This is a genomic window from Duganella qianjiadongensis (assembly GCF_009857915.1).
Taxonomy (GTDB): Bacteria; Pseudomonadota; Gammaproteobacteria; order Burkholderiales; family Burkholderiaceae_D; genus Rugamonas; species Rugamonas qianjiadongensis.
Genome location: NZ_WWCM01000003.1, coordinates 195768 through 208411, shown reverse-complemented (window position 1 = coordinate 208411; position 12644 = coordinate 195768). Strand labels below are relative to the sequence as shown.

Sequence of the window (12644 nt, the reverse complement as noted above, 5' to 3'; positions counted from 1 at the left end):
CACACCCTCTCACGGATGCTCGGCTTCCGCGTGCACGCTTTCGCGCCGCACCAGATAGATGCCGCTGGCGATGATGATGGTGGCGCCCAGCAGCGTATAGCCATCCGGCAGCACCTGCCATAGCAGCCAGTCGATTGCCACGCCCCAGGCCAGCGCCGAATATTCGAACGGCGCCACCACCGAGGCCTGCCCCGAGCTGAAAGCGCGGGTAATGGCCAGCTGGCCGAAGAAACCGCTCAGCGCCAGTGCCAGCAGCACCCAGCCATCTTCGGCGCGCAGCGGCACCCAGTGCGACAGCGACATGGCCAGCCCGCCGCCCGCCATCATCAGGAGATACCAGAACATCATCGCTTCGTTACTATCGGTACGCGCCAGCACGCGGCTGACGATGGCGGCCAGCGCATAGCAGATGGCCGCGCCCAGTACGGCCAGGCCGCCCAGCGAAATAAAGCCGCTGCCTTCAGGCCGCAGCACCACCAGCACACCGAGCAAGCCCACCACGATGGCCACCCACTGGCCCAGCCCTACTCGCTCCTTCAGCACCCAGACCGACAAGGCTGTAATCAGGGTGGGCGCAATGAAGAACAGCGTGTAGGCCTGCGCCAGCGAGAGTTCCTTCAGACCGTAGGCGAACGAAGTCAGCATGATCACGCCCAGCACGCTGCGCAGTACATGCACGGGCCAGCGCACGCGGGTGATGCCGCGGAAGGCGCCGCGCACCAGCATATAGCCGCACAGCAGCGGCAATGAGCTCAGTGCCCGCATGGCCGTGACCTGCGTGGCCGGATAGTGGGCCGACAGCACTTTCATGGCCGTATCCATCAGCGAGAACATGGCCACCGATACCAGCATGGCATAAATGCTGCGCAGATTATCCGAACGGGTAGCAGAAGTCAGAGCAAGCTCCTTGCAGGGTGTTCTTTTGAACGAAGAGGACGTCAAAGTGGCGACGTCGGGAGCCGGAATCGGATGTAAAAAGACTTCGATTCAAGAGTGATGATTATAGCAAGCCCATCAGCCATACGCAGGAGGCTGGAATGAATACGGATTTAAGTCGGCCTTTGCCGCAGATCGGAAATCGGCTAATGCTATGTCTACCAAACGAGTTCATGCAGCTAGGCCAACTGACAGTGGGACAATCTCTCAGCGTCACGATTCTTACGCATCATCGACATCTGCTGATTCAGCAAATTGCTCGCATCGGACAAAAAAAATGGCGCCGCAGCGCCATTTTTCTGCCGGGGTGGCTGATCAGGCCTGGGCCAGCATGGTTTCGGCGTTCGATACTTCGAACTTGCCGCCCTGCTCCACGTTAAGCTGGGTAACCACGCCATCGACGACCAGCATGGAGTAGCGCTGCGAGCGGGTGCCCATGCCGAATTTGCTGAAGTCGGCGTCCAGACCCAGCGCTTTCGAGTAGGCAGCGTTACCGTCAGCCATCATACGGACGATGCCGGTGGCTTTCTGGTCGCGGCCCCAGGCGCCCATGACGAAGGCGTCGTTGACGGAAATGCACCAGATTTCATCCACGCCTTTGGCTTTCAGCGCGTCGGCGTGCTGCACATAGCCCGGCACGTGCTGGGCCGAGCAGGTAGGGGTATAAGCACCTGGCAGGCCGAAAATCGCGATCTTCTTGCCTTTCACCAGATCTTTCACCTGGAAAGTATTCGGGCCCAGCGAGCAACCTTCGGTTTCCGTCTCGATGAATTCGGACAGGGTGCCTTCTGGCAGGGTGTCACCGATCTTGATGGTCATAATAATCTCCGCAATGAGTGTAAACGTAAAAAAGCCGCGCTCTAGCGCGGCCTAAACCGGCATAGAACGCGCAGTATGCCTGAAGCCTGCGGTTCTTGCCGGACGCGGATAGATTTTAGTCAGCCTGTTTGCGCAGGAAGGCTGGAATGTCGTACTGTTCCATGCCATTTTTCTCCAGCGCTGCCACTTGCTCGGCAGCCGAATCACGACGCCATACGGCCGGTGCTTTCATGCCGCGCATGGCGGCATTGGCGCCACCGTCGATGCTGCTGCCTACACCCATCGAAACGGTGGTAGCGGCGGCACCGCCCATGGCGGCCGATGGCACCATCGGTGCATTGTGGGTACCGGTACGCAGCATCTGCTGTGGCACCAGCTGTACGTGTTTCTTGGCTTTGCCCAGACCGGTAGCAACCACGGTCACGCGGATATCGTCGCCCATGCTATCGTCGTAAGCGATACCCTGTGCAATCGAAGCATCCGGTGCAGCGAAGGCGCGTACGGCCGCCATGACTTCCTTGATTTCCTTACCTTTCAGGCCACGGCTGGCGGTCACGTTGACCAGCACGCCACGGGCGCCCGACAGATCGACGCCATCCAGCAGCGGCGAAGCCACCGCCTGTTCGGCAGCGATACGTGCACGGTCGATACCGGAAGCGGTCGCAGTACCCATCATGGCCTTGCCCTGCTCGCCCATGATGGTTTTCACGTCGTTGAAGTCGACATTGATGTGGCCCGGCACGTTGATGATCTCGGCAATACCGGCCACGGCGTTGTTCAGCACGTCGTCCGCGTGCTGCAGCCATTCGATCAGCGATTCATCTTCGTAGATCTCTTCCAGCTTCTCGTTCAGGATCACGATCAGCGAATCGACATTGGCCGACAGCTGTTCCAGACCTTCGTCGGCGATGTCCATGCACTTCTGGCCTTCGTGCGAGAACGGCTTGGATACCACCGCCACGGTCAGCGCGCCCAGCGATTTGGCCACTTCGGCCACGATAGGAGCAGCGCCGGTACCGGTACCGCCGCCCATACCGGCAGCGATGAAGACCATGTGCGCGCCGCGCAGCGAATCTTCGATGCGCGCGCGCGACTCTTCGGCCAGCTGACGGCCGACGTCAGGCTTCATGCCAGCACCCAGACCGGTCTCGCCGATCTGGATGATGTTGTGCGCCTTGGAAGTCGACAGTGCCTGGGCGTCGGTATTGGCGGCGATGAACTCCACGCCGGACATACCCTTGTTAATCATGTGTTGAACTGCATTGCCACCTGCGCCGCCGACTCCGACGACCTTGATGACGGTGCCCAAAGCTGCGTTATCGACCATATCAAACTCCATGATGTGCTCCTATCAGAATGCGGTTTTCAAGCGCCAGGCCTCATATTAGTAGGAGAACTGGAGATTGAAAACTGCGGTTTTTATATAAAAAAATTTAAGTGTGTTTTGTACTGCAAAAGACTGCAAAAAAATACGTCAGAAATTACCCAGGAACCATTCCTTCATGCGCTGCCAGACTGCTTTAACCGAACCATCCTGCCGCGTGACGATATGCCCGCGCAGATACTGTTTTTTCGCTTCCATCAACAGGCCCAGCACGGTGGCGTAGCGCGGGCTGCGCACCACGTCGGCCAGCTGGCCACGGTAATCAGGGGTGCCCAGACGGGCCGGTTTGAGGAAGATGTCTTCCGCCATTTCCACCATGCCCGGCATGATGGAGCTGCCGCCGGTCAGCACGATGCCCGAAGACAGCACGCCTTCGTAGCCGGACTCGCGCACCAGCGTATGCACCATGGCGAACAGCTCTTCCACCCGCGGCTCGATCACGGCCGCCAGCGCCTGACGCGACAGGGTGCGCGGCGAGCGGTCACCGAGGCCGGGCACTTCCAGCGTCTCTCCCGGATCGGCCAGCACCTGCTTGCCGACGCCGTAGCGAATCTTGATATCTTCGGCTTCGGCGGTCGGCGTGCGCAGCGCCATGGCGATGTCGCTGGTGATCTGGTCGCCGGCAATCGGCAGCACGGCGGTGTGACGGATCGCGCCATCGGAGAACACGGCCACGTCGGTGGTGCCGCCACCGATATCGATCAGTACGACGCCCAGTTCCTTTTCGTCCGCCGTCAGCACGGCATCGGCCGAGGCCATAGGCTGCAGTATCAGATCGGAGACTTCCAGACCGCAGCGGCGTACGCACTTGACGATGTTCTGCACCGCCGACACGGCGCCGGTAACGATGTGTACTTTGACTTCCAGCCGGATGCCGCTCATGCCGATCGGCTCGCGCACATCTTCCTGATTGTCGACGATGAATTCCTGCGGCACCGTATGCAGCAGCTGCTGGTCGGTGGAGATGTTCACCGCCTTGGCCGTTTCGATCACGCGCGCCACATCGGTAGCGGTGACTTCCTTGTCCTTGATCGCCACCATGCCGCTGGAGTTGAAGCTGCGGATATGGCTGCCCGCAATCCCGGCATACACATTGCGGATCTTGCAGTCTGCCATCAGCTCGGCTTCTTCCAGCGCGCGCTGGATTGATTCCACCGTCGCCTCGATATTGACCACCACGCCTTTTTTCAGGCCCCGTGATTCATGCTGACCCAGCCCGATCACTTCGTGGCGCCCGTCGGCCATGACCTCGGCCACCACGGCCACCACTTTCGAGGTGCCGATGTCGAGGCCGACGATCAGGTTTTTCGCGTCTTTAGTCATGTCTTTTAACCTACTCTCTTACCCGCTGATACTGCTATGTTTTGTGGTTAGTCTTAACAACTTATGTATTCGGTACTGCCTAGCGTACTACTGTCACCGGCTTGGGCTTGGCGCCTTCAGGCGGTATTTTCAAACCTTTGGCACTGAGCGCCAGTCCGTTCTGATAACGCATATCGATCGTGTCGATATTCTGCAAATGCGTTACCAGTTGCGGATAGATACCGGTCAGCCGGTCCACCCTCTCCTTCAATGTGGTGCTGCTCTGTTCCCGTCCCAGCGCCACGCTCATGCCGTTATCCAGCCGCACTGTCCACGCATACCGGCTCGAAAGCGACAGCGCCTCCGGCACCAGCTTGAGCGGCGCAAACCACTTACGCAGCTCCCCATAACGCGACAGCACTTCCTTCTCGCTGCCTTCCGGTCCATCAAACTCCGGCAGCACATGATCCTCTTCCGCTTCGGCCAGATTGGCGGTGAAGATATCGCCCTTCACCGACAGCAGCCGCCCATCTTCGCCCCACGTGCCCAGCGCTTCATGCTCTTCCAGCGCCACAATCAGCTGGTTGGGCCATTCGCGCCGTATCGTCGCGCGGCGCACCCAGGGCACCGACTCGAACGCCTGACGCACTGCATCGAGATCGGTGGTGAAGAAATTCCCCTTGATCTTGCCCAGCACGTTGTTACGCAGCGTCAGATTACTCACATGCCTTAACTCGTCCTCGCCTATCGTCTCCACCCGGATGGTGCGCAGATTGAACATCGGCCGCTGCGACACCCACCACACTCCGGAGGCAATGCATGCCAACAGCGACAGCACAAACAGCGTGCTTGAAGTTGCATTCAATGCCTTTACGTCTTGCCACATCCTGCTACTCAACCCTTCATCTTCAAGCGTGCGCTGGCCAGAATCTCGACACACAGATCTTCATAGCTGATGCCCAGCGCACGGGCTGCCATCGGCACCAGCGAGTGACCCGTCATGCCGGGCGAGGTATTCACCTCCAGCAGGAAAGGCCTCTGGTCGCGTTCGCGCAGCAGCACATCCACCCGTCCCCAGCCTTCGCAGCCCAGAGCGCGGTAGGCCTCTACCGCTATGCGCTGCATTTCTGCCGTCAGTTCCGCCGGCAATTGCGCCGGGCAGAAGTACTGAGTGTCATCGCTGAAGTATTTGTTCTGGTAGTCGTAATTGCCTTGCGGCGCAACGATCTCCACTACCGGCAACGCACGGGCTGCCGCACCGGCGCCCAGCACGGCCACGGTGAATTCGCGGCCGGTAATGAACTCTTCCGCCAGCACGGCATCGTCCAGCGCTGCCGCCACATCGTAGGCAGCCGTCAGCGCATCGGCGGCGCTCACTTTGGTAATACCGATGGTCGAACCTTCATGCGGCGGTTTGACGATCAGCGGCAGGCCCAGATCGGCGCACACGCCGGCCAGATCGGACTGGGCGTTGAGCACTGCGTAGCGCGGCGTCGGCAAACCGGCGGCCAGCCAGACGATCTTGGTAGTGATCTTGTCCATGCCCACGGCGCTGGCCATCACGCCGCTGCCCGTGTAAGGAATGCCCAGCAGTTCCAGCGCGCCCTGCAGGCTGCCGTCTTCGCCGTAGCGGCCATGCAGCGCGATGAACACGCGGTCAAATTTTTCCGCGGCCAGTTCGGCCAGCGAGCGTTCGCCCGTATCGAACAGGTGGGCATCTATGCCCTTGCTCTGCAGCGCCTTGGCCACACCGGTGCCGGACATGATGGACACTTCGCGCTCGGCGGAACGGCCGCCGAACAGCACGCCCACCTTGCCATATGCCTTAGCTTCAGTTGCGATTGCTTGATTCACGTTCAGACCTTTGGATAATTAGTCAGTTTGGCAGGGACGCCGCTGATCGAGCCTGCGCCCATGGTGAGTACGACGTCGCCGTCGCGCACCACGCCCATGATGGTTTCCGGCATATCGCCGATCGCCTCAACAAAAATCGGTTCCGTCTTGCCGCGTGCCCGCAGCGCATGCGCCAGCGAGCGGCCATCGGCAGCCACGATCGGGGCTTCGCCGGCGGCGTACACTTCCGCCAGCACCAGCACATCGGCATGGCCCAGCACTTTGACAAAATCTTCGAACAGGTCGCGCGTACGGGTATAGCGGTGCGGCTGGAAGGCCAGCACCAGACGGCGGCCCGGGAAAGCCGCGCGGGCAGCGGCCAGCGTGACTTCCGTTTCCACCGGATGGTGGCCGAAATCGTCCACCAGCGCAAAGCTGCCGCCGCCGGGAATGGCAATGTCGCCATAGCGGGTGAAGCGGCGGCCCACACCGGCGAAACCGGCCAGACCGGCTTGCGTATGCTGGTCTTCGATACCGATCTCGCGCGCAATCGCCACCGCCGAACAGGCATTCTGCACATTGTGCAGGCCGGGCTGATTGAGCACGATGTCCAGATCGGGATAGCCTTCCTGGATCACGGTGAAGTGCATTTCCACGCCTACCGCGCGGGCATTCACGGCGCGCACTTCGGCTTCTTCATGGAAGCCGTAGGTGGTGACCGGCTTGGTCACGTGCGGGATGATGGCACGTACATGCGGATCATCGATGCACAGCATGGCGCGACCATAGAACGGTAACCGGTGGGTGAACTGCACGAAAGCCTGCTTGAGCTTTTCGAAGTCGTGCTCGTAGGTTTCCATGTGATCGGCGTCGATATTGGTGATCACTTCGATCATCGGCGACAGATTCAGGAAGGAGGCATCCGATTCGTCGGCTTCGGCCACCAGATAGTCGCCCGTACCCAGCTTGGCATTGGCGCCGGCAGCCGTCAGGCGGCCACCGATGACGAAAGTAGGATCGAGCCCGCCCTGTGCCAGCACCGACGCCACCAGACTGGTGGTGGTGGTCTTGCCGTGGGTGCCGGCAATGGCGATACCGCGCTTCAGGCGCATCAGTTCGCCCAGCATGACGGCACGCGGCACGATAGGAATCTTGCGGCTGCGCGCCGCCACGACTTCCGGATTGTCCTGCTGCACGGCAGTCGAAGTGACCACGGCATCGGCCGCGCCGATGTTGTCGGCGGCATGGCCCTGATACACCGTGGCGCCCATGGCCGCCAGCCGCTGGGTTACCGCATTGCTGCCCAGATCCGAGCCCGAAACCGTGTAGCCTAGCGTGAGCAGCACTTCGGCAATGCCGCTCATGCCGCTGCCGCCGATGCCGACGAAGTGTATGTTTTGTACTTTATGCTTCATGTCAGTTGTTCCAATACCTGAGCGATCGCGTCATTCGCATCGCGTTTGCCCGCGCCCAGTGCAGCCGTTGCCATCTCAAGGCAGGCGCTGCGGGTCAGGGTTTCCAGCAGCGCAGCCATGCTGCGGGCGCTCAATTCTGTTTGCGGCAAATGAATTGCCGCCTTCTGTGCCGCCATCCACTGCGCGTTGTCGCGCTGGTGACTGGTGGTCGATGCCACCAGCGGCACCAGCACGCTGGCTACGCCGGCGGCGGTCAGTTCCGAAACGGTGATGGCACCGGCGCGACAGATCACCAGATCGGCCGCGCTGTAGGCGCCGGCCATATCGTCGATGAAGTCCACCACGTTGGCGCTCACGCCAGCCTGCGCATAGGCAGCGCGCAGTGCATCGATATTCTTCTTGCCCGACTGGTGGGTGACCAGCGGACGCTGGGCCTCGGGGATCAGCGCCAGCGCGGCCGGCAAGCTGTCGTTGAGCGCTTTGGCGCCCAGGCTGCCGCCCACCACGAGGATGCGCAGCGGGCCCTCGCGGCCAGCGAAACGCTGCACCGGCAGTGCCATTTCCAGTATTTCCTTGCGTACCGGATTGCCGCTCACTACAGCTTTGCTGGCAGCCGAACCGAAATTGGCCGGGAAGCCGAAGCAGACTCGCTGAGCGAACGGCACCAGCGTCTTATTCGACAGCAGCAGCGCTGCATCGGCATTGACCAGCACCAGCGGCACGCCGCGCAGACGCGCCATCAGGCCGCCCGGCACGGTGACATAACCGCCCATGCCCAGCACCACATCCGGCTTGCGCTTGCCGATGAAGCGGAAACAGTCGGCAAACGCCTGCACCATCCTGAAGGCGCCGCCCAGCGTGTGCTGCCAGCCTTTGCCGCGCATGCCGGTAAAGTTAATGCTGTCCATGGCCACGCCCTGCTTGGGCACCAGTTCCTGCTCCATGCCGGCCTGCGTACCGAGCCAGCTTACTTCCCAGCCGCGCGCGCGCATGGTGTGCGCAATCGCCAGACCGGGGAAAATATGACCGCCGGTACCGGCCGCCATAATCATCAATCGTTTCATAATCTGCCACCTCGCATCAGAACCCGGTTCTCGTAATCGATCCGGAGCAGGATCGCGAGTCCGACGCAATTAATTACCACACCCGTGCCGCCATAGCTCATCAGCGGCAGGGTCAGCCCCTTGGTCGGCAGAAGACCAAGGTTCACACCCATGTTAATAAAGGTCTGCACACCGATCCAGATGCCTATGCCCTTGGCCGTCAGGCCGGCAAAGGTCTGGTCGATGGCGATGGCCTGACGGCCGATATCGAAGGCGCGCTTGATCAGCCAGTAGAACATGGCGATCACAATCAGCACGCCCACCAGTCCCAGTTCCTCGCCGATGACGGCCAGCAGGAAGTCGGTATGGGCTTCCGGCAGGTAGTGCAGTTTTTCCACGCTGCCGCCCAGCCCTACGCCGAAGATTTCGCCGCGGCCGAAGGCGATCAGCGAGTGCGTCAGCTGGTAGGCCTTGTTGAGCGCATTGTCTTCTTCCCACGGATTGAGATAGGCGAAATAGCGCTCGCGGCGGAATTTGGACAGGGCGATGATGGATACAAAGATCAGCGCCAGCAGCGCGCCTATGCCGCCGAACCAGACCACATTGATCCCGCCCAGGAACAGGATGCCCATGGCGATGCAGACGATCACGCCGAAAGCGCCAAGGTCCGGCTCCAGCAGCAGCAGGCCGCCGACAAAGGCCACGGCAATCGCCATGGGCAGGAAGCCCTTGGTCAGTTTGTGCATGTATTCCTGTTTGCGCACCGTGTAGTCGGCGGCGTACAGCACGATCACCACTTTCATCAGCTCGGACGGCTGCACATTGAATACTTTCAGCGACAGCCAGCGGCGGCCACCGTTCACCACCACGCCCAGTCCGGGGATCAGCACCAGCACCAGCAGCACCAGCGTGCCGATGAACAGATAAGGTGCCGCCTTCTGCAGATCGGCAATGCGGATACGGAACACGAAAAGCGCAGCGACCAGCGAGACCACCACGAACATGGCCTGACGCTGCAGGAAGTAGGTGTTCTGCCAGCGCACATAGTTGGCGAACTTGGGCGAATCCGGCAGCGAAATCGACGCCGAATACACCATCACCATGCCGAGCAACATCAGCAGCAAGGTCACCCACACCAGCGGCTGATCGTACTCCATCATCTTCGACAGCCGCGCGCGGCTGTCCATCGACGGCGTCGATTTCTCAGCAAAGCGGAACGGCATCTGGAAGGCCATTAGAGCTCCTGTCCGGCGTCGAGGGCGATATCGCGCACGGTGTCGATGAACACCTGGGCGCGATGCGCATAGTTCTTGAACATGTCCATGCTGGCGCAGGCGGGCGACAGCAGCACGGCGTCGCCACTGTGGGCCAGCGCGGCAGCGCGCTTGACGGCTGCCGGCAGATCGGTGCCACAGTCTTCCAGTACCACGCCGCTATCCTGCAGGGCAGCGCGCAGCTGCGGCGCATCGCGCCCGATCAGCAGCACGGCGCGGGCATAGCGGCCCACCGGCTCGGCCAGCGGCGCGAAGTCCTGCCCCTTGCCGTCGCCGCCCATGATGACCACCAGACGCTGCTCGGCACCGGCAAACGCTTTGCCCAGACCGATCAGGGCAGCCACGGTGGCGCCCACATTGGTGCCCTTGCTATCGTCGTAGTATTCCACGTCGTGAATGGACGACACCAGTTCCACCCGGTGCGGCTGGCCGCGGTATTCGCGCAGACCATGCAGCAGCGGCGCCAGCGGCAGGTCGATGGCGCGGCACAGCGCCAGTGCGGCCAGCGCATTGGCGGCATTGTGCACGCCACGGATCTGTAGCGCATCGGCCGGCATCAGGTTTTTCACCATGCATTCCACTGGCGCTGGCGGCGGATCGTTCTTGCGGCGTTTCTTAGTCTCGCCCTCTTCCTCTACCGGCACTGCCGTGGCCAGCCACAGCACGCCGCGTTCCGTATTCAGGCCCAGATCATCGCGCAGCACGGGTGCATCCGTGCCGAAGGTGACGTTCTGGCCGGTCGGGTTAGCCATGCGCATGACGGTGGCATCGTCGCGGTTCAGTACGCGCACGGTGTCGGCCGCAAAGATGCGGTGTTTGGCAGCGGCGTAAGAAGCCATGTCGCCGTGCCAGTCCAGATGGTCCTGCGTCACGTTGAGTACCGTGGCCGCATCGGCTTCCAGCGTGTAGGTAGTCTGCAGCTGGAAACTCGACAGTTCCAGCACCCAGACTTCGGGCAGCGTGCCGCTGTCGCTGACCTGACGCAGCACATCCAGCGCGGCCGGACTGATATTGCCCGCGACGCGCACTGTCTTGCCGGCGCGTTCGCACAGCTGGCCCACCAGTGTGGTGACCGTGGTTTTGCCATTGGTGCCGGTAATGGCGATGACTTTGGGCGCATAGCCCTGCTGCTCTCTCAGCGCTTCCAGCGCCTGGGCGAACAGTTCGATCTCACCCCAGACAGGGATATTGGCTGCAGCGGCAGCAGGCGCAATCTGCGCCAGTTCGCGGCCCGGCGCCAGACCGGGGCTGACGGTGACGAAATCGACTCCCTGCAGCAGATTGGGCGTGAACGGACCGGCGACAAATTCCGCATCCGGCACCGACAGGCGCAGCGCCGGCAGGCGCTCGGGCGACTCGCGCGTATCGGCCACGCGCACGCGCGCACCGCTGCGGGCCAGCCACAGTGCCATAGCCAGACCGGACTCGCCGAGTCCGAGTACCAGTGCGTTTTTGCCGTCGTAGATCATTAGCGCAGTTTCAGAGTCGACAAACCTATCAGTACCAGCATCATCGTGATAATCCAGAAGCGCACGACAACCTGGGTCTCTTTCCAGCCTTTTTGTTCGAAATGGTGGTGCAGCGGTGCCATCAGGAACACGCGACGGCCCACGCCGTAACGCTTCTTGGTGAATTTGAACCAGCCCACCTGTATGATCACGGACACGGTTTCGGCCACGAAGATGCCGCCCATGATGAACAGAACGATTTCCTGACGCACGATCACGGCGATGGTTCCCAGCGCGCCGCCCAGCGCCAGCGCGCCCACGTCGCCCATGAACACCTGCGCCGGATGCGTGTTAAACCACAGGAAAGCCAGACCGGCGCCAGCCAGCGCGCCGCAGAAGATAATCAGCTCGCCCGCGCCCGGAATGTGCGGGATCAAGAGATATTTCGAGTAGGTGGCGCTACCGGTCAGGTAGGCGAACAGGCCCAGCGCCGCGCCCACCATAATGGTCGGCATGATGGCCAGACCGTCGAGACCATCCGTAAAGTTCACGGCATTGCTGGTGCCGACGATGACGCAGTAGGTCAGCGCGATAAAGCCCCACACGCCCAGCGGGTAGCTGATCGATTTGAAGAACGGCACGATCAGGTCCGCTTTCGGCGGCAGATCCATCGAGAAGCCCGACTGCACCCATGCGTAGAACAGTTCGAACACCTTGGAAGCATTGGGCGCCGATACGGAGAACGCCAGATACAGCGCGGCGGCAATGCCGACCAGCGACTGCCAGAAGTATTTTTCTGCCGAGCGCATGCCCTCGGGGTCCTGACGCACCACCTTGCGGTAATCATCCACCCAGCCCACGGCGCCGAAGCCCAGCGTCACCACCAGCACAGGCCAGATCAGACGGTTGGACAGGTCGCACCACAGCAGGGTGGAAACGCCGATAGCGATCAGCACCAGCACACCGCCCATGGTTGGCGTGCCGTGCTTTTTCAGGTGGGTCTGCGGACCGTCGGTACGCACGGCCTGACCGTATTTCATGGCGGTCAGCTTGCGGATGACGGCAGGACCGGCGCACAGGCCGATCAGCAGCGCCGTCGCCGTGGCAAACACGGCGCGGAAGGTAATGAAGTTAAAGACCCGGAGTGGCCCGAGGTCCTGCTGGAAGTATTGCGCGAGCCAGAGCAGCAT

11 protein-coding genes are annotated in these 12644 nt (G+C 61.5%); all 11 read right to left on the bottom strand.

Annotated elements, in window-relative coordinates; translation table 11 throughout:
• Positions 1-9: 9 nt before the first annotated feature.
• A complete protein-coding gene (locus tag GTP27_RS06620) occupies positions 10-852 on the bottom strand; it encodes a DMT family transporter (protein WP_161038388.1) in 843 nt (280 codons plus the stop codon).
• Between the two features lie 399 nt (positions 853-1251).
• On the bottom strand, positions 1252-1755 hold the full coding sequence (locus GTP27_RS06615) for a peroxiredoxin (protein WP_155434372.1): 504 nt from the start codon (positions 1753-1755) through the stop codon (positions 1252-1254).
• A gap of 115 nt (positions 1756-1870) precedes the next feature.
• Positions 1871-3094 (bottom strand): cell division protein FtsZ, encoded by a 1224-nt coding sequence (gene ftsZ / locus GTP27_RS06610; protein ID WP_161038387.1) that lies wholly within the window; start codon positions 3092-3094, stop codon positions 1871-1873.
• Between the two features lie 135 nt (positions 3095-3229).
• Positions 3230-4462 carry a cell division protein FtsA gene (ftsA, locus tag GTP27_RS06605; protein ID WP_161038386.1) on the bottom strand — a complete coding sequence of 411 codons (1233 nt, stop codon included), beginning with the start codon at positions 4460-4462 and terminating at the stop codon, positions 3230-3232.
• A gap of 79 nt (positions 4463-4541) precedes the next feature.
• Positions 4542-5327 (bottom strand): cell division protein FtsQ/DivIB, encoded by a 786-nt coding sequence (locus tag GTP27_RS06600; protein ID WP_161038385.1) that lies wholly within the window; start codon positions 5325-5327, stop codon positions 4542-4544.
• Between the two features lie 8 nt (positions 5328-5335).
• Positions 5336-6295 carry a D-alanine--D-alanine ligase gene (locus GTP27_RS06595; RefSeq protein ID WP_371865892.1) on the bottom strand — a complete coding sequence of 320 codons (960 nt, stop codon included), beginning with the start codon at positions 6293-6295 and terminating at the stop codon, positions 5336-5338.
• 2 nt (positions 6296-6297) lie between these two features.
• Entirely contained in the window at positions 6298-7689 is a 1392-nt protein-coding gene (gene murC, locus GTP27_RS06590) for a UDP-N-acetylmuramate--L-alanine ligase (protein ID WP_161038384.1), read from the bottom strand.
• Positions 7686-8753: an undecaprenyldiphospho-muramoylpentapeptide beta-N-acetylglucosaminyltransferase gene (gene murG, locus GTP27_RS06585; protein WP_229633475.1), complete on the bottom strand. Its 1068-nt coding sequence runs from the start codon at positions 8751-8753 to the stop codon at positions 7686-7688. The genes murC and murG overlap by 4 nt, the downstream gene beginning before the upstream one ends.
• Positions 8750-9967 (bottom strand): putative lipid II flippase FtsW, encoded by a 1218-nt coding sequence (gene ftsW, locus GTP27_RS06580; protein ID WP_161038383.1) that lies wholly within the window; start codon positions 9965-9967, stop codon positions 8750-8752. Before ftsW ends, murG begins: the two co-directional genes overlap by 4 nt.
• Positions 9967-11475, bottom strand: coding sequence for a UDP-N-acetylmuramoyl-L-alanine--D-glutamate ligase (murD, locus tag GTP27_RS06575; RefSeq protein ID WP_161038382.1), 1509 nt, complete (start codon positions 11473-11475; stop codon positions 9967-9969). The genes ftsW and murD overlap by 1 nt, the downstream gene beginning before the upstream one ends.
• Complete coding sequence (gene mraY, locus GTP27_RS06570; RefSeq protein WP_161038381.1) at positions 11475-12644, bottom strand: phospho-N-acetylmuramoyl-pentapeptide-transferase; 1170 nt, start codon at positions 12642-12644, stop codon at positions 11475-11477. The genes murD and mraY overlap by 1 nt, the downstream gene beginning before the upstream one ends.